Below are 21734 nucleotides of genomic sequence, written 5' to 3' on the forward strand. Positions count from 1 at the left end.
AATGGGCAAGACACTGAAGGAACTGGCCGGCCTGTACGCCAGCAGACAACCGAAGCAGGTGGACGATCTTACGGAAGAGGCCCCTGTTCTGGGCATCATTCCCTTTGAAGAGGCAAGCCACGACCTGTGGAACATGTACGAATCGGTGGATGAGGTGCAGGGCGCTGGCTGGGTGCAGATGAACGCCCCGCTGCCTCCCGTGGATGTCACGGGCGAACTGCGCAAGGTGGATCTGGCCATTCTGGGCGGCGAGATAGAGTGCCCCGAAGATATGGCCAACATGTTCGGCGGCAGGGAAAAGTATTTCGCCCGCAAATTGCCCAGAGTTGTCAGGCGTTCGGGCATGTCTGCCGAGCGCAGGATTCTGTACGACAACTTCCGCGCGTGGGCGCTGGATCACGGCAGAGCCGTTTCCGCCGGTTCGGCTGCCGACAACTGCTACAGTATTGTGGCGGTGCGCTTTGTGCCCGGTGAAACCTGCGGTCTGTACAGCCCCCGCTGTTTCCGTCAGGGGGCGGTTCTCGACACCCGGCCCGTCAACGGCGGTGAGCTGTATAAAGCAGCTTCCGGCGCATATCAGGGGGTGCTGGTGTACGGAATGCGTCTGAAAGCCTATCTGGGCGTGCAGATTGCCAACCGGCACAGCGTGGCTGCCGTGGTCAATGCCAGCGCCGAGCATGTGCCCACAGCAGATATGATCGATGACCTGCTGGCAGATGTGCGGGCCACTCCGGGCAGTACGTTCCTTTTTATGCACGAAAAAGCCAAGAACCTGCTCCAGCGCTACAAGGGCGGTGCATTGCAGGTCGACCCCGCAGGGCGCGACATGGACAGACGCATCACCCACTGGAACGGCATCGAGATTGTCACTTCCTACAACTTTGAAGACGGCACCGAAAAATCTCTGAGCGTATAACCGGCGGCGCGCAGCTCTGTGCGGGCTGCGCGCCGCATCAACGGAGCATGACAATGTACAATCATACCCTTCGCATCAATGGTGAATTTCTGGCATCGGGACAGACGCTGCCTGCGGACGGCACAGCAACGGGCAACGGGGGCGTTTCGCGCGCGGGGTCCATGTGCGGCGCAGCGGAAGTGCTTGTCCGCGCTGTCTCTTCCGTGCGGATGGGCGCGCAAAAGCAGCTGACGCTGCAGCTGGAACACGGGGACAGCGAGGATGCCCTTACCCCCATGCCGGTATCGTTTGCCCGCAGATACCCCGAAGGACTGCAGGCCGCTCCGGGCGATGTTCTTGCCCGCCTGCCCGTGCCTTCCGACACGGCGCGGTATGTGTGCGCCGTACTGGGTACCGATGACCCTGCGGCGCAGGGCACTGTGGATGTCTTTATGGATTTCATTCCCCGCTGACGGCGGCGGAGCGGCCGGTAACCGGGCGCGGCGCAAAAAGGTGATACCTCTTGCGCCGCGTCTCTGCGGTGCGCTGTTGCAGGCGTGCCGCCTGCCAGACGCAGTTATCGCAGAAAAAGCAGTGTCCGCAGAGGCGGATACGGAACAGGAGATGCCTCATGCCGTCTGAAGTCAGCATATGCAACAAGGCTCTGCGCTATATCGGGGCCGAGGAAATCGCCTCGTTATCGCAGGAATCGCGCGGGGCGAGGTTGTGCGCCCAGTATTACCCGGAAGTACGGGACGAACTGCTGGAGGCGCATCACTGGAATTTTGCCACCCGTTATGCCGTGCTGCCGCAGGTGGCTCAGGAGCCGCCTTTCGGATTTCTGCATGCCTACAGGCTGCCGCAGGACTGTCTGCGGGTGCGCAGAGTGCTGCAGCATGGTGCCGGTGTGCTGCAGGGAGGAGCAGCCGTGGCGGATGATGAAACCGGCATACGCACATTCGAGGTGGTGGAGGGCGGCATACTGTATACCGATGCCAGTCCCGCCCGCGCGGTGATGACGGTGCGCGTGACGGAGACGGCCTGTTTTCCCGCACTGTTTGCAGAGGCGCTGGCCCGCAAGCTGGCCGCGGACATGGCCGTGGCACTGACGGGCAGTACCAGACTGTATGCTGGCTTGCGTGACGGTGCGGACAAAGCGCTGGATACAGCCAGAACAGCCGATGCGGGTGAAGGACATGCCGACCCGCAGGAGTATGAAGGCTGGCTGCGGGCGAGGTGGATATGAGCCGCATCACCCTGACGCGCAACAGTTTCAACGGCGGCGAGCTGTCCCCTCTGCTTTCTTCGCGCATTGACCAGCAGCGGTATACGGCGGGGTGCAGAACGCTGCGTAACATGACGGTGTACCCCCATGGTGCCGCGGTGCGCAGACCGGGAATGCGTCATATGGGCACGGGGCTGTCCCTGCAGCCGGCGGGGTCTGCTGCGGTGCGTCTGGTGCCTTTTGTCTTCAGTCAGGAACAGGCCTACGTGCTGGAGCTGGGGGAAGGCGTCATGCGGGTGTGGAAGGATGACGGTCTGGTGGTAAGCGCCGACGGCAGCCCCGTATGTGTGGAAACTCCGTGGAAAGGTGACGCCTTGCAGTCGCTGCAGTACTGCCAGTCTGCCGATGTCATGTATCTGGTATGCAGGCAGTGCGCCCCCCGCAAGCTGGCGCGCCATGCTCATGACGACTGGCGCATAACGCTGCTGGAATTCGGGGCGGGCCTGCCTGCTCCGCAGGGGCTGACGGCCGCTGCCGGAGGCGCTGCCGAGCGTGAATACGCATATGTTGTGACAGCCGTGGCACCGGATGGCGGAGAGGAGAGTCTGCCGTCCGAAGCGGTGAACGTGACCGCTGCGGCCAGTCTGAATGTACGCGACATGGTGCGTCTGACCTGGCAGCCGGTGGAAGGCGCGGGGGCCTATTGCGTGTACAAGAGCATCGCCGGAGGCGGAAGCTACGGCTACATAGGCAAGGCCGCCGGTGTACCGGCATACGAAGACCGCGGTGCGGAGCCTGATTTCGGTCAGGGGCCGCCGGAGTATCGCAATCCCTTTGATGGTGAAGGGCGCTGGCCGGGGTGTGTGCAGTTCTATCAGCAGCGGCTGTGTTTTGCCGGAACAGACGAAAAGCCTCAGACCATCTGGTGCAGCCAGTCGGCCAACTATGAAAGCATGAACATATCCAGCCCGCTGCGTGATGATGACGCCGTGACGGTGACCATTGCCGCCGACAGGGTGAACCGCATCCGCTGGATGATGCCGGCCCGTCGTCTTCTGGTGGGCACGGCGGGTGGCGAATGGCAGCTTTCCGGTTCGGGGGACGCTCCGCTGACACCGGTGGACGCACAGCTGCGCCGGGACACCATGCACGGTTCCGCAGGTCTCATGCCGCTGGTCATCGGACAGAGCATTCTGTTTGTGCAGCGCGACGGACGCACTGTCCGTGAATTCCGTTACGCTTTGGAATCGGACGGATATGATGCCGGAGATCTGACCATTCTTGCCGAGCACCTCATGCGCGGACGGCGCATTGTTTCGTGGTGCTACCAGCAGTCACCCGCTTCGGTGGTCTGGTGTGCGCTGTCAGACGGTACGCTGGCTGCCATGACTTTTCTGCGTGAACATGAAGTTGTCGGCTGGCACCGGCATGATACGGACGGGTTTGTGGAGGCGGTCACAGCCATTCCCGGCGATGACGGTGATGAAGTGTGGCTTTCGGTGCGTCGTGTGCGGGTGCTGCATGATGAAAACGGCACACGGCAGGAAGAGGTGCGCAGCATCGAGCGGCTGGAAACCGTGCTGCGCGGCACGGACACGGCCGCCGCGTTTTATGTGGATGCGGGGCTCAGCCGCGTGGGTGAACCGGTATCAGCCGTCCGGGGTCTTGATCATCTGGAAGGCCGGACGGTGCAGATTCTTTGCGACGGATGGGTGCATCCGCCACGCAAGGTGCATGGCGGCACGGTGGAACTGGATACTCCCGCAGGGCATGTCCATGTGGGACTCGGGTATGTGAGCGAGCTTGTACCCACGGCTTTTGAGGTGATGACGGGAGATGGTTCCAGTCAGGGCCGCAGACGCAGGGTGACGCGGGTGCGCGTGGAACTGCACGAGTCCATGGGGTTACGGGCAGGTGCGCAGGGAACAGCCCTGTCAGAAGTGCTGTTCCGCATGGCCTCGGACAAAGCCGGCAGGGCGCTGCCGCTTTTCAGTGGAGAAAAAGACATAGCCGTGGAAAGTCTGCACAGCGGGCGTACGCATATTGTGCTGCGGCAGGAAGACCCGCTGCCGCTTACGGTGCTTGCCGTAACCGCGCAGCTGGAACTGGGGGAGTGGTGATGATGCGTCGTATGGCGGAACGGATGGTGTGTCACGGCAGGGGGGGAGCGGTAACGCAGGAGCTGGTGGTGCGCAGGGCGCAGCCGCGTCATATCCGGTATGTGACGGCGCGTATGCGCCGGCAGGACGCACGGGAAGCGATGGCCATGACAGGACTGAGCGTCGCAGGTGCGGTGCTGGCCAGCGTGCGTGCCAGCGATGACGTATGGGTGGTCATGCACAGAAAGACGCGGCAGGCAGAAGGGGCGGACGCCGGACACGGGCCGGTATTCCGGTGCCGCCCCGTGGCTGTTTTCGGTATTGCGGGGCTGGCAGAGGTGGACGGCGTCAGGGCCGGTATGCCGTGGCTGGTGGCAACGGCACAGGTGGGGGCTTGTTCGCGCGGCATACTGCGCCATGCACTATGCTGGCTTGAGGCGTTTCACCGGCGTTATCCGCTGCTGGTGAATGCGGTGGACAGCCAGAACCGTACAGCCGGACGCTGGATGCGGCGGACGGGTTTCCGGCAGACGCAGCTGCACGGGGGGCTGCTTCCCCCTGCGTGCCGGTGGATTGCTTTTATACGTCACAGCGGCAGGGAGGATATATGTGCGTAGTGGAAAATGTGGTCGGGGCGGCGCTGGTGGGCAGCACGCTGGTTAGCGGCAGCCGGGCCGATGAGGGATACTACCGGCATCAGCAGCAGATGATGGAGCAGCGGGCGCGGACAGAAGAACAGGAGGCGGCCCGCAGGGCGGACAGTATCCGCAGCAAGGGGGAAGTGCAGCAGGGGCGCAGCCGTGCACTGCTGGCCTCGCAGGGGGTACGGGTGGATGAGGGAAGCGCGCTGGACCTGTTGTTGAGCGACGAGGCTCTGTTTGAGGAACAGGCCCGTGAGGCGCTGTACGAAGGGCGGCAGCGTGCATGGCAGTACCGCAGTCAGGCTTACGGACAGTCTTTGCAACGGCGTTCGCGCAGCGATGATTCGTTGTTCGGGCTGGCCCGCGGCATAGGTTCGCTGCTGGGCGGAGGGCGCTGATATGGGCGGACTGACCGTGGATGCTTCCTTGACCCGTGCGGCACAAAGCATGGCGGACACCGGAACCTCAGACGCAGCGGAAAGTATGCGGCGTCCTGAGGATTCCGGCGCGGGCGAGACCGGCGGTGGCTTCCCGGACGCGGATACCACCCTGCAGGTACTGCTTGCGGCGACGGACGCCGAGGCGGCCTTGCGTGCGGCCACGTCAGAGGAAGGCGATGCGCCGCGCGAGCATGCCCTGCACAGAGCCGTGGCTGCCGCCCGGTCCGCTGTGCCGTCAGCTGCCCGCGGTGCTCTGGATGAGATTCTGTATCCTTCAGCGGCGTTGTTTACAGAGCAGAGGCACAGCGCACTGAATGAGCGCCGCCGTGTGCTGGCGGACGAGATCGTGCAGCGGCGTGTTGACGGGCTGCTGCAGGATATCAGCGTGCTGGCACGGGCAAAAGCGACGGAAGAACGTGACCTGCTGCTGGAAGAACGGGTAGGACAGGTGCGCCGGACAATGCTTGCGGGCGGTGCGCTGGCAGGTCTGGACCCTGATGACAGCCGGAACGCGGCTGCGCGGGCTGTTTCCGCCGCCTGTGCGCAGGCGGCCCGCCATATGGCCTTCGGCGGCGAGCTGCTGACCGGTGTTCCCGACCCTGCGGCACTCCGAAATGCGGAAAAATGGCTGGCGCGGCATACAGACGCGCTGGAACCGGATGATATGCAGCGGCTGCGGCATGAAATGGACTTTGCCGCGGATGTGACCAGAGCACACGAACTGGCCCGCGGATATGTGCAGCGCGGTGTGCCGCCGGAGCCCCTTGCACCGGACAGCAAGGCAACCCGGGCGGAGGATATGGCCCGCAGTATGGCAGGGGACATGCGGCGGGAACAGCAGCGCAGACAGCAGCAGGAACGCGAAGGGCAGGCGGAAGCTGTCTGGGAGCGTTTCTCCGGCGCGGCGGACGCCGCCGGACGCGCAGCCGCCGTGTATGACGCGCCGGAGGAACTGCGGGATATGCTGTCTGCCGCAGCTGCCCGCAGGGCGGAGCACGGCAGACTGGAAACTGACTGGGATGCCTTTTACACCGCGCGTCTTGCCCTGACACCGCAGACGGATATCTGGGCTTTGCGCCACAGGCTGTCGGACAGGGAATTCGGGATACTGCGGCAGGAACGTGAAGCCCTGACCCGCGGAGAGGAACCTGCGGCAAGAGGGCGGTTGCGTGCCGCCGTCAGTGCGGCCGGTCTGAACATGTCTGCCGCGGCGGCGCGTGGGGCGGAGCAGCTGCGCATGGTTGAAGAGGCGTTGAATGCTCTGGATAATCCGTCCTATACTGATGCTGCGCGGCTGGGGCGTGAACTGTTGCGCCCCGCTGACAGAGCGCAGGCTGCCGGCGTATCTTCCGGAATGTTACCTGACACGGGCGGGGCGGTATCTGCAGATGGAGGGGCGGGCGCTCAGCGGGGCAATGCAGCGTATGGCCCCGGCAGACGAATACCTGCTGACTCCACCGGCGAACCGACCGGCGGCAGGTATGACGCCTTGGCGGAAATGACGGAAGAGGCTGACGGCAGACTTCATATGGCTGCATCCGGAAAAGCAGGGCACACCGGCGGCGGGGCAACAGGAAATGTGCAGGACGCCGGATCTGTCCGCAAAACCGGTCGTCAGCGACGCAGTACGCGTGATCCGCTTGCGGGGGCGTTTTTCGGCACTCCTGCGGTGGGCGGCTGACGGCGGAAATCCTTTGTCCGGATATTTGCGGGGAGCATCTGCTCCCCGCTGTTTTTTTGCCGCTGCGGCGCGTGTGGTCCGGCTGAGTTTTCCGGCTGAGTGTTCCGCCTGAGTGTTGCGGCAGTCACGCTGCCGTTGAATGCCGTTGCGGATTGCGGCATCCCGCAAGCTCCGGCTTTTTCCTGTTAGCGGGCAACGTGCAGGCCGCCGTCCGTCCCTGCGTTATGCAGTCCGGCTGCGGAGCACGGACTGCGCGGTGTGCTGCACGCGGTGCGCCTTTGAACTGTGCAAGGCGGCACGGAATGGCACCCTGACATATTGTTGACAAAAAAGGAAAAACAGTATCTGCCCGACATGATGCACGCCATCCGGCGGAAATTGGGTGAAAAATTGTTTGAATAGTCAGTTTGTACGGCTTGTTGGCTGTGTGCTGGGCGTGTTCCGGCAGCCGGTACAGCACCGATGGTCTTGTTCCTCCTAAAAAACATGGCCTGTAAGGTGCAGATAGACGTAAAATGTAAAGTTTCCACCTTTTTTCCGGTGCAGGCCTTTACACTATGCGACAAAAATGTAAATATGACTTTACACATGGCGGATGACCCCCTTCACAGTGTTCACCGCCGTGTATTCCGGACAAGAAATTCTCCGTCACACCTTCCTGTCCGGAATATTCCGCGCCTCCTCCCTTCCCGGGCAGGCCGGATACTTCCCCCGCCCCGTCTGCCCAGCCGCTCTTCCCGGCAGGCGGGGCCTTTTCTTTTTTGGTGCTGCCCGCCCGCCGCCCCGTCTGCCGTGTCCGGCTTTTTCTGACTGCCGGCCTTCTGTAAAAGCTTGACCGCGTGTCCGTTGCCGTTGTCATTGTCGGTGTCGGTGTCGGTGTCGGTGTCGGTGTCGGTGTCGGTGTCGGTGTCGGTGTCGCGTGTTTCCATGGGCGTTCAGGCGTACAGGCCTGTTTCATGCCGGGAAAGTTGCTTGCGGTGACGCTGCTGCCGGATGCGTTTCCTTATCGGGTGTTCCGGCAATGCGTACGGATTTCTGCATGCACCATGAGGCAGTGAGGACGTGTCTGAAAGGCCGTCGTGGTGCTGCGGGGCACGGCAGGGCGGCTTATGGACAGGGGCACGTCGGCGGACCGGCGAGGTGCCCGTAAAGGCGGTGCCCTGTATGGCGCCGGTCGGTGCGGCGGAACGGAAAAAGACAGGCGGTACGGCTTGCGTGCAAACCGTACCGCCTGAGTGACAGCAATGAAGGGTAGTACAATTACTCGGAGCGGGTGGAGGGCGCCTTGACTCCGGAAAAAAAGATATCTGAAACCATGGTGCAGTGCTTTGCCATGTCCAGTTCGCTGGGATGGTTGATGTTCAGTCTGGCAAGACCGGAACACAACGCCATGAAGGTGGCCGCACACACTGCCGGATCAAGATCGCTGCGGAACAGCCCCTCCGCTATGCCGCGCCGGAAGACGCTTTCCAGATTACGTATGAAATCATGATCCTGCCGGATGACCCTTTCGTGGTGTTCGGACAGTTCTTCGCTGTGCTCGGTTTTGGTCATCACCAGCTCCAGCGCCTTCTGCATGGTGTCGTCCACTGCCAGCTTAAGCATCCAGTGCTGCAGCACTTCTGTCAGCACAAACATGGGGTCTCCGCCCCGCTCAAGAATATGGCGGACCAGCCTTGAAATGGGGTCGAACGCTTTGTCCATGACGGCGGAAAAAACGTCTACTTTATTTTTAAAATGCCAGTAGACAGCGCCCCTGGTCAGGTTTGCTTCTTCTGCAATGTCGTTCAGAGTAGTTGCGGAGTAACCTTTGCGCAGGAATACCGTCAGTGCGTAATCCAGCAGAAGCTGACGGGTTTTTTCAGCTTCTTCTTTGGTTTTTCGAGCCATGTACATCCCTTTGTTAGTGTCGGTGAATATATTTTATCAGGAATTGCTATGACTTTCCAGTGGTCGGCAGACCCCGCGGATGACAGCCGTAATGTTAGTTCAATTGTTGCTTATATGATAAGTTTTAGGACATAACATTTTGATATTGATCGTATTATTTTATATATTTAATGTTGTTCAGTTGTTTTTTAGTACATGATAGTTATGAACAATCCTTGACTGGCATATATATGATGTGGTTATAGTAAGTGATCAGTTAATGAACAACATCTGAGTAGTCATGGCCAGAGAACTATTGAGCTTGCGCGAAATCGGGCGCCGTCTGGATGTGCCGCCATCAAGCATTGTCTACTACAAGGACAGGTTTGCCCGTTTTATTCCCACTGCCGGAGGAAAAGGGCGGAGAGTAAAATATCCGCCCGAGGCCGTTACTCTTTTTAAGGAGATCAGGGAAATGTTTGAGCGTAACCTGTCGGCGGAAGAGATAGAGGCTCATCTTTCGGAACGTGACGGCTACGCCGGTGTGCACCATGCCGGTCTGTCGGGGGCAGGGGCGGCAGGGTTTGACGGCGCGTCAGCAGGTTTTGTGCAGGAGCTTTCCGGAGTGCTGGAAAAAATGTCGGGCCTGCTTGAAGCGCAGGCGGGATTCCGGCAGGAGATAGGCGCACTGCGTGATGAACTGTCAGCCCTGCGCCATGAGCGTGACGAACAGGCTGCGCGGTATGAAGAGACCATACGCAGGCTGGAGCAGGAAATGGAACTTCTGCGCGCCGGCGGTGCGTACCGTGCGGCAGGAGACCGGACAGAAGGTTCCGCCCGCGGGGCATCCTCGGGCCGTAGCGGCGGTGCCGCGCCGCGCCCGCCTGCTTCGTTTCTGGGCAGACCGCTGGTCATACACCGCGGGGGCGAATATATCGGTGTGGTCGGCAGGGGCAAGCCTTTTACGTTGGCCATGCTGATACAGCTTATTGAGCGTAACGCCGGTTCGCAGAAAGTGCAGGGCATGGAATGGCAGTACAGCAATGGCCAGTGGCTGCTTGTCATCCATTCGCGGGATGCGGCGGGCACTCAGCAGCACAGGCACGAGCTGCGCGTGGTGCGCACCACCACCCCCAGCGGCAACACCGTAACCCAGCTTTGCAGTCTGTGTATTGACGGTGAGGATGTGCCGGATAATTTTCTTCTCGCTCTTTTCAAAAGCATCAAAGACGGGCTGGAAGGCTGAGCCTGTCTGCATATTCCGGCGGCTGTCCGCCACACAAACGGTGCGGCGCGTTCCGGCAGGAGCGCGCCGTATTGTGTTTATGCCACGGCGGTCAGTTCAAGGTCGCCCCATATGCCTATTTTGCCGCAGCACTGGACAAATACCGCCCGCACTCCGTGTTGTTTCAGAGTTTCGGCACGGGCGGTGACGCGCTGCACATCGTCTGCGGTGCGCAGCATGTTGCAGAATGCCGTGGCGGCTGCGTCGGCCACGGCGGCATCAGCCGCAGCCACACTGGCCAGTTCTCCGTGGCCCAGACTGAGCGAGTGCCCTATGGTGGCCGATGAAGAACAGACGGAAAGCGGCATGGCTTCTGCCGGAACGGCAAAGCCGATAACCGCCGATGAAGCAGGATCGGGCAGCAGGCCTACCGTGCGGTCCTGCGCAGAGATCATGAATATATCCCCGCCGTTTTCCACCAGCACGTCATGGTTGTCAGGTGTGCCGGCGCTGTTGCGGGTACGCAGTTCCGCGTGCAGGGTTTCGGCCACCATCTGGGCTATGGTGCCGGCCACGGCGGCCATGGGCCCCACACCGGCCACCTGTGCTCCGCGGATCATGCGCCGGATCACCGGCGGCGCTTCCGCAGCGGGCGCAACGGGCGTCAGACTGTGGGCAAACTCCGGATGCAGGGCCGACCATGCGTGTATGCTGCCGCGCAGCTGCCGTACCGTGGCAGCAGCGAGGTCGTGCATATTGCACGGGGCAGTTATCCATAGATCGCTTTCATCAACAACTACCTGAAACGAAACATGGTTCTGACGCGCAGCGTGCTGGCGGCGGTAGTGCCGCAGCGGGCTTGAATGGATTGCGTGGGAAGAAGCGAAAGATGTCATGTCTGCTGTATACGCTGCGGCAGCGCTGCGGACAAGAGGGATGCCCTGTGCAGAATGTCCGCGGGGCGTGGAATCAGGTACTCCGGACATGCAGACACCGGCAGCCGGATGAAGGAGGCGCAGCACAGGCGCCGGGCAGGCTGAAAAAAAGCCGGACGATAGCGCAAAAGCTGCAGACCGGTAAGCGCGGCCTGCAGGCTAAGGGGGGGCTCTGTCGTTCGCGCCGTTGTCTGCGCCGTTGTCTGCGCTCAGCGGGCACTTTTTCCGGGCTGGCTATTTCCGGCGGACCGGATACGGCCTGATGAAACCGGCTGTTTCTCAGGCGGTGCTGTACGTCCTGCGCGTTGCCTGCCGTGTATTCAGATGTCCTGACACAGTCCGCGCAAAGGGAAATGTCCGCTGCGGTTACCGGTTGCGGCGCAGCAGAAAACGGCTGGCCGCAGCCCGCAACAGGCCGGAAGCCGCGCAGCAGCGCAATGTGTCGCCGGTGCCGAAGCGCTGGCGCATGAGTCGCAGAAATTCTTTCATTCCGGCAAGATCGCCGCTGTCGAGATACTTGTGCAGGCTGCGGCGCGTGTATTGTGTCAACATGCCGGTACGCCATTCTCCCAGCTCTTTGGGCAGCAGAAACTTGCGTTCCGCCGCCATGCGGAAGGGCACTGTCACACAGGCCATGTCGTCCAGCAGCACCTGCGGCGTGGTCAGGCGAGAATAGCCTGCAGGCGACAGCCGGTAACGGCATACAGGAGCATGTTCATAGGCCGGATCACCGTAAAATGCAGCGATGAGGCCCAGCATTTCGTCCAGACTGATGAGCGACTGCGGCAGGTCTTCATCCAGAACGGACTGCACCACATCGGCCCGGAAAAGCATGCGCGAGAACAGGCCTTCGGGCGGGCGGCGGCTGCACCGGATAAAATGCCTGCGGCCGTTTACCGATTCGGGCGAATCTACGGGCATCATGCCTGCGTCGCCGTGCGCATCCACCAGCTGGCACGCACCGGTAACGACAGAAGTTCTGCCCTTGGCATGATGCATGAGCCGCTCCAGCCCGTCAGGCAGCAGCGCATCGTCGTCATCGAGAAATTTGAACCAGCGCGCATCGCTGAGCCGTGCAAGGTTGAGATAGTTGCCGCACGGACCTTTCGGACCGGCATTGCGGGCGTAGCGTATGCGCGGGTCAGCTTCGTAGCGGCTGACTATCTGCCGTATGTCGTCGGTGGGACAGTCATCAGAAATGATGATTTCTTTTACAGGCCATGTCTGGGCCAGCGCACTTTCGAGACACTCGGCGAACCAGTCGGGTTTGTAAGCGGGAATGAGTATGCTGACATCGCGGCGCGAGGCGTTTTCGCGACGGGTGCTGGAAAATTGGGTATGCATGATGGGCGGACTTTGAGCATACTTCACTGTACAGGTCAATACAGGGAATGCTCATGTATGAAACTGTTGCGGCACTCTTGCGGCATTGTTGTGCTGAAGACGCAAAAAACCGTGGCGGCCTTTCAGAAACAGACAAGGCCGCTCAGGTACAGGACAAAAAGGCAAGAGCTGATTGCGGTGGAGTGCGGTCAGACTTTGTGACCGCGTGCGGCAAGCACCTTGCGGGTCAGGGCAAGCACCCTGTTTTTTTCAAAGGGCTTGATAAGACACTCCTTGCATCCTGCATCACGGGCCATGGCCGAAAATCTGGCCGTGTCGGGCTGGCCTGTCATGGCGATGATGGTTACGGCCGGGGCGGCCCGGCGCACTTTGGTGATGCCTTCTCCGGCTTCGCAGTCGGGCAGCACCATGTCCATGAAAACCACATGAGGCTCGGTTGTTTCCAGCAGATCCAGCGTTTCGGCGCTGTCAGCAGCTTCGTATACCTCGTGGTCCTCGTCCTCTAGCATTATGGACAACGTGGTCCGGGTTACCGGATCGTCGTCGGCGATAAGTATGGTCGCCATGCGTCAAACCTCCGAACTTTGCGACAAAAAACTCTTCACACAGATTGCAATAGTGCGCAAGAGGAACCTGTGCCAAAAGACGGGCGGACTTTACTTTACAAATCCTTGGTTTTGGCCCTAAATGTTTCTCTTCGGCTGAGGGCTGACACCTGAACGCAGCAGTATTCATACAAAGGAACTGGCCATGACGAAGCACTTTACGCAAATTCGGGATCTCGGATATCAGGCGGCATGGGACGTACTGCGCCGCGCCAAGGAAATGAAAGATTCCCGCCACAGGAGCACGCTGCTGGAAGGCAAAAGCGCCATCATGCTGTTTGAAAAAGCATCTACCCGCACGCGCGTGTCTTTTGAAACGGCCGTGCATCAGCTGGGCGGCAAGACCATTTTCATGACTCCGGCCGAAAGTCAGCTGGGCCGTTCCGAACCCCTGCGTGATACAGCCCGCGTTCTGTCCAGATACAACGATCTGATGATCGTAAGGACATTCGGACAGGAAAAAATAGACGAACTCGTTGAATACGGCAGCATTCCTGTTATCAATGCGCTGACGGACGAAGGGCACCCCTGTCAGGTGATGAGCGACATGCTCACCATATACGAGCGCACCCCTGATCTGGAAAAAGTGCGTGTGGCATGGGTGGGTGACGGCAACAACATGGCCAACTCATGGATCGAAGCCGCGATTTTCTTCAAATTCGAGCTGTTCATGGCATTCCCCGAAGGCTACGAACCCGACAGAAACCTGCTGGCGCTTGCCATGCAGGCCGGTGCTAAAATTTTTCTCACGCATGATCCTGCCATGGCCGTGGACGGCGCTCATTATGTGAATACCGATGTATGGGCCTCCATGGGGCAGGAAGAAGAACAGAAAAAGCGCGAAAAGGCATTTGCAGGTTTCTGCGTGGATGACGCGCTGATGGCAAAGGCTGCGCCCGATGCCCGATTCATGCACTGTCTGCCCGCGCACCGCGGTGAAGAAGTGACGGAAGATGTTTTTGAAAGCCCTGCTTCCATTGTCTGGGATCAGGCGGAAAACCGCCTGCACATGCAGAAAGCCCTTATCGAGTGGGTGATGGAAGGCTAGGGCTGAACCTGCGCCGCCCGTTGCTGCGCAGATGACGGTTGTACCACCACGGGGCGCGGGGCGCCCCGTTTTCAGTAAGGGCGCTTCGCGCGTCCGGCGGGAAATAAAAGAGCTGAGGATATATCATGGGTAAAGAAATCAAAAAGGTAGTGCTTGCCTATTCCGGCGGGCTGGATACGTCGGTCATCCTGAAGTGGATTGCCAAGACATATGATTGCGAAGTGGTGACGCTGACTGCCGATCTGGGGCAGGAGGAAGATCTGGACGGCGTGGATGAAAAAGCGCTGCGCACAGGGGCCACCAGAGCCTATGTGGAAGACCTGCGCGAAGAGTTCGCCCGCGATTTCATTTTTCCCATGATGCGTGCCTGCGCCATTTACGAAGGCCGCTATCTGCTGGGCACTTCCATCGCCCGTCCGCTCATTACCCGTCGTCTGGTGGAAATAGCCCACGCGGAAGGAGCACAGGCAGTGGCCCACGGTGCCACCGGCAAAGGCAACGATCAGGTGCGGTTCGAGCTGGCTTCCGCCGCACTTGACCCTTCGCTCAAGGTCATTGCTCCGTGGCGCGAATGGGATTTCCGCTCCCGTACCGACCTGCTCAACTTTGCTGCAGAAAATGATATTCCCGTTATTTCTGCCGGTAACCGCAAACTGTACAGCATGGACAGAAACATGCTGCACTGCAGCTTTGAAGGCGGCGAACTGGAAGACCCGTGGAACGAGCCGGGACCGGGCAGTTATATCATGGCAGTACCGGTAGAGCAGGCTCCTGACGAGCCGGAATACATCACCATCGATTTTGAAAAAGGCAACGCCGTGGCAATCAACGGTCAGGCCATGTCGCCTGCCGCCATCATCAAAACGCTGAACACACTTGGCGGCAAGCATGGTGTGGGACGTCTGGACATGGTGGAAAACCGTTTTGTGGGCATGAAGTCGCGCGGTGTGTATGAAACCCCCGGCGGCACCGTGCTGCATGCGGCACACCGCGACCTCGAAGGCATATGCCTTGACCGTGAAGCCCTGCATCTGCGCGACAGCCTGATACCCCGCTACGCCGCGGCCGTGTACAACGGTTTCTGGTACTCGCCGGAGCGCGAAGCCCTGCAGGCTCTGGTAGACAAGACACAGGAAAACGTGACCGGAACAGTGCGCGTGAAGCTGTATAAAGGCAATGTCGTGCCCGTGGGCCGCAAGTCGCCGTATTCACTGTACCGTATGGATCTTGCGACCTTTGAGGAAGATGAAGTTTACAATCAGGCAGACGCCGCCGGCTTTATCCGCCTGAACAGTCTGCGCATTCAGGGTTACGGCAGGAGAAGCTGACATGACTGCGGGCAAGCTGTGGGGCGGGCGTTTTCGTGAGCGCACCGCCGGATTGGTGGAGGAATACACCGAGTCCGTTTCGTACGACCGCGCGTTGTACGCTCAGGATATCGCCGGTTCCAAGGCTCATGCCCGTATGCTGGCGCGGCAGGGAGTCATTTCCGCCGGGGATGCCGGACGCATAACCGAAGGGCTGGAACAGATACGCAAAGAGATTGAATCCGGTGAGTTTGTGTGGCGTACCGAGATGGAAGACGTGCACATGAACATTGAAAGCCGCCTTACCGAACTGGTGGGCGACGCCGGAAGACGCCTGCATACCGGCCGCAGCCGCAACGATCAGGTGGCCCTTGATTTCCGGCTGTTTGTTTCGGACAGAATCCGCGTATGGAAGAATCTGGTACGGGGTGTCATTGCCGCGCTGACTGCTCAGGCGCATGAACACAAAGACACGCTGCTGCCCGGTTGCACGCATCTGCAGGCGGCTCAGCCTGTCAGTCTTGCCCAGCATCTGCTTGCCTACGCATGGATGTTGCGGCGGGATTACGACCGGCTGGAAGACTGCGACCGGCGTGTGCGCATATGCCCGCTGGGGGCTGCGGCACTGGCCGGTACGACGTATCCGCTTGATCCGCAGTCCGTTGCCGCCGAACTGGACATGTACGGTGTGTTCAACAACTCCATGGATGCCGTTTCCGACAGGGACTTCGCGCTGGAAGCACAGTTCTGCGGTTCGCTGATCATGGCGCATATGTCGCGCCTGTGTGAAGAGATAATCCTCTGGGCCAATCCCAACTTCGGGTACATATTTCTGCCTGATGCCTATGCCACCGGTTCCAGCATCATGCCGCAGAAAAAGAACCCCGATGTGGCGGAAATAATGCGCGGCAAGACCGGTCGTGTCTACGGCGGGCTCATGTCGCTGCTGACCACGCTCAAGGGGCTGCCCATGACGTACAACCGTGACCTGCAGGAAGACAAAGAGCCTTTCATCGACACGGACCGGACGGTTTCGGCTTCGCTGGAAATAATGGCCGGCATGGTAGAAGCACTGCGCTTCAACACGCGGCGCATGGAAAATGCGCTTCGGGCGGGTTTTCTCAATGCCACCGAACTTGCCGATTATCTGGTCGGTAAAGGAGTGCCCTTCCGCGACGCGCACCATATCACCGGCAATGCCGTGGCGCTGGCAGAAGACAGGGGCAAAGGGCTTGAAGACCTTACCCTTGAGGAATTCCATTCGGTATCGGACCTGATCGGCGAAGATGTCTTCGCCGTGCTGGATTACCGTGCCGCTGTGGAACGCCGCTGCACACACGGCGGCACCGGACCGGCATCGGTGGCGGCTCAGCTGGCTGCTTTGCAGCAATGGCTTTCCAGCTGAGCAGTTCCGGCGCTGCATTAATGTATGTGACAGGCCGTCCGCATGCGGGCGGCCTTTTTGTATGCGCAGTTGACGGTGAGCAGAAGGGACCGGAAGGGGAGAGTTCAGTTCTGCAACAGGCTGCAGCACTGCTGCGGGGTGCCGGAAAGAGCCTGCGGCGGCAATGAGGCAGGCTGCTGTCTGCCGCAAGGCGGGGATTCCGCAGATGTGCGGCGCGGCATCAGATGGCGCATGTCATTATCTTTCCCGTGAAGGCGCGGGCAGGTGTGCGTGCACCGCAGCAAAGACCTGCGCCGCATCTGTACAGATAGCGGTGCAGATAGCCGCGCATATTCGGGCAGATATCAGTACAGATGCTGCGCAGATGTCAGTGTAGATATCGGGCGATGTCGGGCGATGTCTGGCGATATCTGGCGATATCTGGCGATAGCCGGGCAGGGGCTGCTCGGGCGGATGCGCGACCGGCGGAAAAGCTGTGCCGGACACCGGAGCATGCGGCGGCAAGGCGCACACCCCTGCTGTCTGCCGGTATGTCAGCGGGAGCGGGATGTGGCTGCGGGGCGCAGTTGTGCACTGCGTTTGCGTATGCCGATGATGTTGGGCAGCGGCCATTGTCCGGTGGCGGAATACCAGAAACTGCTGCCTGCACGGCCGACCCAGCTGCGGGTCAGGGCCGGGGTACTCAGGTGCAGTGCTGCCTGCGCGCCGCCTTCCACATACATGGTGGCCCCCAGTGAAGGACAGATATCCAGAAGATATTCGGAAAGTTCGCGTACCGTGGTCTGCGCCCGGCTGTGAATGAACAGAATGCGTCCCTGTGTATCCTTGCCGATGGCGGCAATGCTGAAGCTGTCCCCCTCTTCCGGCCAGAGAGGTTTTCTGTCGGCGCTTATCATCCGGAAATTCTGTACAACGCCACGGTAGCGCGGCAGCAGGGTCTGCCAGTCGTCGGCGTATCTGTCGAGCACATCCGCAGCGGGAAGTTGCTGATTGTCACTGCCCGCATCATTCGGGGTATTCCGCGCTGCGGTGGTATGTGCGGCGGCAGGCGCATACGGGTCAGGCTGTGTCCCGCCTGCGGGGGGCTGCCCGTCGCTTGCCGCAGCCTGCGGGGGCAGAGGGGAGAACACCAGAAAAGAGCCGAACCGCTGGTTTATGCGGCTGTTGTTGGCGGCGGTGCCGTTGCGCATGTATCCTGTGCTTGTGGAACCGTCCGGCAGAAACATGCTGGCATTGATTACGGCATCAAGGTTGTACAGCGCCGCCCATTCAGAAGGCGTCTGCGGCGGTCCCCCCTGTTCCGATATGGTGTACAGCTGCAGACTATAGTGGCGGGGGTCGATGCGCAGCAGGGCCACTGTACCGCTTGTGTCGCGGAAAACAGCAGAGGATTCCGCCAGTTCCAGTCCCTGCGCTACTGAAATCCAATGCAGAGGGGTGCCGGTTGTGCCGTTGGTAGCCATCCGGCTGATGTTGCTGCCCGCAGTGGCGTTTCCGGACGCGCAGGCACCGGCAGGTACGAAAAAAACCGCACAAAGCAGTACGGCCAGCCGGAGCAGCAGGTGCTTTCCGGCCGGGGGGCTGTCTTTATGCGGTGATGCGGCCCTGCGGCGGGGGAGTTGAAAACGCGGCATGTTGTCTCCGGAAATGCCATGCACCATAGGGCAAAGCGCTGCCGGAAGCAATGGCGCCGGATACAGAGAGGTGTGCAGCCGGCTGCGGCTCAGCCGAAGTGCTTGCGCACAAAGCTGATGTACAGCCCGTAGGCAACAGCCAGATACGGGGCGGCCATCCACATGGACTGAATGTAACCTGTACAGAACGCTACGGTGATGAGCGTATAGGGCAGTATCCATGCCAGAATAATGCGCAGCACCTGACCGGCCGCACCGCGCGGGGGACACAGAAAGCCTATGGCAGCAAGCACCGCCGCAACCAGAAGAACAGACCATTGCCACCAGAACATAGATTTTCTCCGTGATTAATCTGAAAAAAACGCGCCGCATCAGGGGCGCCATGCGCCTTGCACGGCGTGCGGGGTGGCGTTACCCTGTACGGGGCAACACGCGCCGCCTATGTGCTTTGCGCTGTTTCAGCTACGCTGATGTGGCGTGATTGTCCACCCTGCGCGGGGGTAAAGTAAATATTACAATAGGTCGATATTGACATATAAGGCTATCTTGATATATCGTTCGTTCATGAGGGACGCACTATGCATCCCGCCGGCGTAACGTGGCAGCATACAACAGCAACGGCGCATCTGCGCAGTAACAAGGATTCAGACGTGAAAATCAAAGACCTGATCGGACAGCATGACGGCCCGTTTTATTCTCTGGAATATTTTCCTCCGAAAAATCCGGAGATGTGGCCGAAATTTTTTGCCAACGTCGGCAGGCTGATGGCTCTGAACCCTGTGTTCTGCTCCGTGACTTATGGCGCGGGCGGGGGCACGCAGGACAACACGTTCGAGATTACCCGCCGGTTCAAGCAGGACCTTGATCTGGAACCCATGCCGCACCTGACCTGCGTGGGCGCCACCAAAGATAAGATACGCGGCTTTGTCAGTCAGCTGAGAGATATCGGCGTGGACAATGTGCTTGCCCTGCGCGGAGATGCTCCGGCTGATGCCGGTTTCAGCTGGGACGACGGCGAGTTCAGACATGCTTCCGACCTTGTGGAGTTTGTGAACGCCGAGTTTCCGGAAATGTGTGTGGGTGTTGCCGGATATCCCACCGCGCATCCGGAGTCTGCCAGCTTTGCAGAGGATCTGCACTGGACAAAGGCGAAAATTGACGCGGGCAGCGATTTCATTGTCTGCCAGCTGCTGTTTGATGTGCGCGAATATTTTCATTTTGTGGCCCAGTTGCGGGCCATGGGGGTGACCAGTCCTGTTCTGCCCGGTATTCTGCCTATCCAGTCTCTCGAGTCGGTGAGGCGTATTCTTTCGTTGTGCGGAGCCAATATTCCCGGCAGATTTTATCTGCAGCTGGAAGAGGCCGACGCCAAGGGCGGGGCGGCCGCCGTGAAAGAACTGGGCACAAAGTTCGCCGCGGATATGATCCGGCGGCTGGTGGACGGCGGGGCACCCGGTGTGCACCTGTATACACTGAATCAGGCGGAAACCTGCCTGCGTATAGCCGAAATGGCAGGCCCGCTGCGATAAAACATGCTTTGTGCCGCTGTTCCTTCAGCGGGCTGATCTGGTACAGCTGAAATGAAATCCGGCTCCGTTTTTAAAACGGAGCCGGATTTTTTGTGCTCTGCTGACAGGGGCATGTGCAGGCGCTGCACATGGGCCCGCTGCCGGAACCGCGCGCCGGATGAACGTCCGGCGGGGCGAAGAAAAAAGGGTCTGTCCGGCTCAGTTGCCTCCTGCGGGCGGTGCTGTCCGGACCTGTCGGCCGCTGTGTGCGCAGCGGAAGCACAAAAACGGGCCGGATATTTCTCCGACTTCGATCTTTTTCCGGCCCGCACCGTTTGCAGTAAGGTGCTTACGGGGGCTTCAGCTACCGCAGTTATCAGTCGCCGAAGCTGACCACGATATCTTCGTAGCTTTTGCGCCATTTGGGGGGCAGCAGGGTCTTGCTGCTGTCAAAGTGGCCTACGCACAACAGCAGGGGAATCCAGAACCTGTCAGGTATATTGAACGCACTGCGGACCCCGTCGTGGTCGAAACCGTCCATGGGGAGTGTGTCCAGTCCTTCATCGGCAGCGGCGTACATCAGTGACATGGCAAAGAATCCTGCATTCTTCAGGGCGAACGCCTGTGCTGTTTCTTCATTTTTACCGTACAGTCCCTTGCAGGCGTTGATGAACCAGTTGTGCTGTTCCGGCTTCATACCGCCAGCGGCAACCATTTCTTTAAAGTTGCGTTCCACCACGGGGTGCCCTTCCTGCCAGCCGTTGCGGTCGCCCAGTATGGCCAGCACCACGGGGGCTTCAGAAACCTTGGGCTGATCCATGGCCAGCTTGCGCAGCGTGTGTTTGTCGGCAGAATCCCGGAAAATCATGACATTCCAGGGTTGCAGGTTAAAGCTGGAAGGCGTCAGCGCTGCTTTTTCTATGATGCGTCGTATCTGGGCGTCGCTGACTTCGGCTTCAGGATCAAAAAAGTTTACAGAGCGGCGTTTTGCAAGAATATCGGTGAAGTTCATAAGCGTCTCCTTATGGTGCCGCCGGTGACGGCCCTGTATGGCGTATTTTATGCGGTTAGCTGTCAGTGTAACGCACCGGCGGCCTGATGAACAGAGGGCAGGTGAATTTTCTGGGCTTCTCAGCCGCAGCGGCAGCTTTTGTTTTTCAGCAGGGGAATGATCTCGTCGAGAGAAGAGACAGTGATGTCTGCTGATGACAGGTCCTGAAAGGGGGCATCGGGCACGCAGAGTCCGATGCAGCGCATGCCGGCAGAACGCGCGGCGGCAACGCCTGTGGCGGCATCTTCGATGACAAGGCAGTCTGCGGGCAGTGCGCGGAGCAGACGGGCGGCTTTCAGAAATATATCCGGCCACGGTTTGCTGCGTTCTGCATCACTTCCTGTCACAACCGCCCGGAAAAAGTCGCGCACTCCCAGCTTGCCCAGTACCGCATCAACTGTTTCGCGCTGATTGGATGATGCCACGGCCAGCGGCTTGTCTCTGGCCTGCAGATAGTCCAGCAGGGGCAGCAGTCCGGAGCGCGGGACTGCTTTTTCCAGCGCTTGGGCAAGATACCGGCGGCCCTGTTCCTCCGCCAGTTCCTGCGGATTCTGCGGCAGGCCGTGTCTGGCACACAGCTGTTCCCATGTGGCAAGGGGAGAAATGCCTACAAAAGCGAGATGTTCTGCCCTGGTCATTTTGAATCCCAGTTCGGCAGCCATATTGTCCTGCACCTGCATGTGCATGGGTTCGGAATCAAGCAGGACACCGTCCATATCGAAAATAACCGCCTGAGGCATGGGTGCTCCTTGGGGCTGAGAGTATTGATGATACTGACCCTATCGCATATTCTGCGCATGCGGCAAGAGACCGTTATGCCGA

General features: G+C 60.0%; 20 protein-coding genes. 12 read left to right on the plus strand and 8 right to left on the minus strand.

What is annotated here, in order from left to right; translation table 11 throughout:
• Position 1: 1 nt before the first annotated feature.
• From ACZ5D1_RS05765 to ACZ5D1_RS05795, 7 genes are all read left to right on the plus strand, one after another.
• A complete protein-coding gene (locus ACZ5D1_RS05765) occupies positions 2-916 on the plus strand; it encodes a major capsid protein (RefSeq protein ID WP_011368394.1) in 915 nt (304 codons plus the stop codon).
• A 53-nt stretch (positions 917-969) separates the two neighbouring features.
• A complete protein-coding gene (locus tag ACZ5D1_RS05770) occupies positions 970-1368 on the plus strand; it encodes a hypothetical protein (protein WP_464556205.1) in 399 nt (132 codons plus the stop codon).
• Between the two features lie 158 nt (positions 1369-1526).
• Positions 1527-2141 carry a phage connector family protein gene (locus tag ACZ5D1_RS05775; protein WP_027181294.1) on the plus strand — a complete coding sequence of 205 codons (615 nt, stop codon included), beginning with the start codon at positions 1527-1529 and terminating at the stop codon, positions 2139-2141.
• Positions 2138-4240, plus strand: a complete 2103-nt coding sequence (locus ACZ5D1_RS05780; protein WP_273238396.1) for a phage tail protein — start codon at positions 2138-2140, stop codon at positions 4238-4240. Before ACZ5D1_RS05775 ends, ACZ5D1_RS05780 begins: the two co-directional genes overlap by 4 nt.
• On the plus strand, positions 4240-4836 hold the full coding sequence (locus ACZ5D1_RS05785; RefSeq protein WP_011368390.1) for a hypothetical protein: 597 nt from the start codon (positions 4240-4242) through the stop codon (positions 4834-4836). The genes ACZ5D1_RS05780 and ACZ5D1_RS05785 overlap by 1 nt, the downstream gene beginning before the upstream one ends.
• Positions 4827-5258, plus strand: a complete 432-nt coding sequence (locus ACZ5D1_RS05790) for a hypothetical protein (protein ID WP_011368389.1) — start codon at positions 4827-4829, stop codon at positions 5256-5258. The genes ACZ5D1_RS05785 and ACZ5D1_RS05790 overlap by 10 nt, the downstream gene beginning before the upstream one ends.
• 1 nt (position 5259) lies before the next feature.
• A complete protein-coding gene (locus tag ACZ5D1_RS05795; RefSeq protein WP_464556207.1) occupies positions 5260-6981 on the plus strand; it encodes a hypothetical protein in 1722 nt (573 codons plus the stop codon).
• A gap of 1260 nt (positions 6982-8241) precedes the next feature.
• Here ACZ5D1_RS05795 and ACZ5D1_RS05800 read toward each other — a convergent pair.
• A complete protein-coding gene (locus ACZ5D1_RS05800; RefSeq protein WP_464556209.1) occupies positions 8242-8871 on the minus strand; it encodes a TetR family transcriptional regulator in 630 nt (209 codons plus the stop codon).
• Between the two features lie 280 nt (positions 8872-9151).
• On the opposite strand from ACZ5D1_RS05800, the gene ACZ5D1_RS05805 reads away from it, so the two are divergent.
• Positions 9152-10096 carry a MerR family transcriptional regulator gene (locus ACZ5D1_RS05805; RefSeq protein ID WP_464556211.1) on the plus strand — a complete coding sequence of 315 codons (945 nt, stop codon included), beginning with the start codon at positions 9152-9154 and terminating at the stop codon, positions 10094-10096.
• 77 nt (positions 10097-10173) lie between these two features.
• On the opposite strand, the gene ACZ5D1_RS05810 is transcribed toward ACZ5D1_RS05805, so the two are convergent.
• The 3 genes from ACZ5D1_RS05810 to ACZ5D1_RS05820 all read right to left on the minus strand — a co-directional run bounded on the left by ACZ5D1_RS05810 (position 10174) and on the right by ACZ5D1_RS05820 (position 12920).
• On the minus strand, positions 10174-10971 hold the full coding sequence (locus ACZ5D1_RS05810; protein ID WP_464556535.1) for a UPF0280 family protein: 798 nt from the start codon (positions 10969-10971) through the stop codon (positions 10174-10176).
• A gap of 405 nt (positions 10972-11376) precedes the next feature.
• On the minus strand, positions 11377-12354 hold the full coding sequence (locus ACZ5D1_RS05815) for a glycosyltransferase (protein ID WP_011368383.1): 978 nt from the start codon (positions 12352-12354) through the stop codon (positions 11377-11379).
• A gap of 188 nt (positions 12355-12542) precedes the next feature.
• On the minus strand, positions 12543-12920 hold the full coding sequence (locus ACZ5D1_RS05820; RefSeq protein ID WP_027181286.1) for a response regulator: 378 nt from the start codon (positions 12918-12920) through the stop codon (positions 12543-12545).
• 184 nt (positions 12921-13104) lie between these two features.
• Here ACZ5D1_RS05820 and argF point away from each other — a divergent pair, with 184 nt between their 5' ends.
• The 3 genes from argF to argH all read left to right on the plus strand — a co-directional run bounded on the left by argF (position 13105) and on the right by argH (position 16719).
• Positions 13105-14007, plus strand: a complete 903-nt coding sequence (gene argF / locus ACZ5D1_RS05825) for an ornithine carbamoyltransferase (RefSeq protein ID WP_011368381.1) — start codon at positions 13105-13107, stop codon at positions 14005-14007.
• A gap of 125 nt (positions 14008-14132) precedes the next feature.
• On the plus strand, positions 14133-15335 hold the full coding sequence (locus ACZ5D1_RS05830; protein ID WP_011368380.1) for an argininosuccinate synthase: 1203 nt from the start codon (positions 14133-14135) through the stop codon (positions 15333-15335).
• A gap of 1 nt (position 15336) precedes the next feature.
• A complete protein-coding gene (gene argH / locus ACZ5D1_RS05835) occupies positions 15337-16719 on the plus strand; it encodes an argininosuccinate lyase (protein ID WP_011368379.1) in 1383 nt (460 codons plus the stop codon).
• Positions 16720-17252: 533 nt separating this feature from the next.
• On the opposite strand, the gene ACZ5D1_RS05840 is transcribed toward argH, so the two are convergent.
• Together ACZ5D1_RS05840 and ACZ5D1_RS05845 are read right to left on the minus strand one after the other, a co-directional pair.
• A complete protein-coding gene (locus ACZ5D1_RS05840) occupies positions 17253-18353 on the minus strand; it encodes a hypothetical protein (protein ID WP_464556212.1) in 1101 nt (366 codons plus the stop codon).
• 89 nt (positions 18354-18442) lie between these two features.
• Positions 18443-18685 carry a hypothetical protein gene (locus ACZ5D1_RS05845; protein WP_011368377.1) on the minus strand — a complete coding sequence of 81 codons (243 nt, stop codon included), beginning with the start codon at positions 18683-18685 and terminating at the stop codon, positions 18443-18445.
• Between the two features lie 318 nt (positions 18686-19003).
• Here ACZ5D1_RS05845 and ACZ5D1_RS05850 point away from each other — a divergent pair, with 318 nt between their 5' ends.
• Positions 19004-19882, plus strand: coding sequence for a methylenetetrahydrofolate reductase (locus ACZ5D1_RS05850; protein WP_027181282.1), 879 nt, complete (start codon positions 19004-19006; stop codon positions 19880-19882).
• Positions 19883-20237: 355 nt separating this feature from the next.
• Here ACZ5D1_RS05850 and ACZ5D1_RS05855 read toward each other — a convergent pair whose 3' ends face one another.
• Both ACZ5D1_RS05855 and ACZ5D1_RS05860 read right to left on the minus strand, forming a co-directional pair.
• Positions 20238-20873, minus strand: coding sequence for a nitroreductase family protein (locus ACZ5D1_RS05855; RefSeq protein ID WP_464556214.1), 636 nt, complete (start codon positions 20871-20873; stop codon positions 20238-20240).
• A gap of 119 nt (positions 20874-20992) precedes the next feature.
• Positions 20993-21652 (minus strand): HAD family hydrolase, encoded by a 660-nt coding sequence (locus tag ACZ5D1_RS05860; RefSeq protein WP_464556215.1) that lies wholly within the window; start codon positions 21650-21652, stop codon positions 20993-20995.
• Positions 21653-21734 lie beyond the last annotated feature (82 nt).

Source organism: Oleidesulfovibrio vietnamensis (assembly GCF_055388115.1).

Coding starts and splice junctions, on each gene's coding strand:
- ACZ5D1_RS05785 (WP_011368390.1), top strand. CDS start 4,240: ATGATGCGTCGTATGGCGGAACGGATGGTGTGTCACGGCAGGGGGGGA.
- ACZ5D1_RS05840 (WP_464556212.1), bottom strand. CDS start 18,353: ATGCCGCGTTTTCAACTCCCCCGCCGCAGGGCCGCATCACCGCATAAA.
- ACZ5D1_RS05855 (WP_464556214.1), bottom strand. CDS start 20,873: ATGAACTTCACCGATATTCTTGCAAAACGCCGCTCTGTAAACTTTTTT.
- ACZ5D1_RS05805 (WP_464556211.1), top strand. CDS start 9,152: ATGGCCAGAGAACTATTGAGCTTGCGCGAAATCGGGCGCCGTCTGGAT.
- ACZ5D1_RS05815 (WP_011368383.1), bottom strand. CDS start 12,354: ATGCATACCCAATTTTCCAGCACCCGTCGCGAAAACGCCTCGCGCCGC.
- ACZ5D1_RS05810 (WP_464556535.1), bottom strand. CDS start 10,971: ATGACATCTTTCGCTTCTTCCCACGCAATCCATTCAAGCCCGCTGCGG.
- ACZ5D1_RS05790 (WP_011368389.1), top strand. CDS start 4,827: ATGTGCGTAGTGGAAAATGTGGTCGGGGCGGCGCTGGTGGGCAGCACG.
- ACZ5D1_RS05860 (WP_464556215.1), bottom strand. CDS start 21,652: ATGCCTCAGGCGGTTATTTTCGATATGGACGGTGTCCTGCTTGATTCC.
- ACZ5D1_RS05775 (WP_027181294.1), top strand. CDS start 1,527: ATGCCGTCTGAAGTCAGCATATGCAACAAGGCTCTGCGCTATATCGGG.
- argH (WP_011368379.1), top strand. CDS start 15,337: ATGACTGCGGGCAAGCTGTGGGGCGGGCGTTTTCGTGAGCGCACCGCC.
- ACZ5D1_RS05830 (WP_011368380.1), top strand. CDS start 14,133: ATGGGTAAAGAAATCAAAAAGGTAGTGCTTGCCTATTCCGGCGGGCTG.
- argF (WP_011368381.1), top strand. CDS start 13,105: ATGACGAAGCACTTTACGCAAATTCGGGATCTCGGATATCAGGCGGCA.
- ACZ5D1_RS05770 (WP_464556205.1), top strand. CDS start 970: ATGTACAATCATACCCTTCGCATCAATGGTGAATTTCTGGCATCGGGA.
- ACZ5D1_RS05800 (WP_464556209.1), bottom strand. CDS start 8,871: ATGGCTCGAAAAACCAAAGAAGAAGCTGAAAAAACCCGTCAGCTTCTG.
- ACZ5D1_RS05780 (WP_273238396.1), top strand. CDS start 2,138: ATGAGCCGCATCACCCTGACGCGCAACAGTTTCAACGGCGGCGAGCTG.
- ACZ5D1_RS05765 (WP_011368394.1), top strand. CDS start 2: ATGGGCAAGACACTGAAGGAACTGGCCGGCCTGTACGCCAGCAGACAA.
- ACZ5D1_RS05795 (WP_464556207.1), top strand. CDS start 5,260: ATGGGCGGACTGACCGTGGATGCTTCCTTGACCCGTGCGGCACAAAGC.
- ACZ5D1_RS05845 (WP_011368377.1), bottom strand. CDS start 18,685: ATGTTCTGGTGGCAATGGTCTGTTCTTCTGGTTGCGGCGGTGCTTGCT.
- ACZ5D1_RS05820 (WP_027181286.1), bottom strand. CDS start 12,920: ATGGCGACCATACTTATCGCCGACGACGATCCGGTAACCCGGACCACG.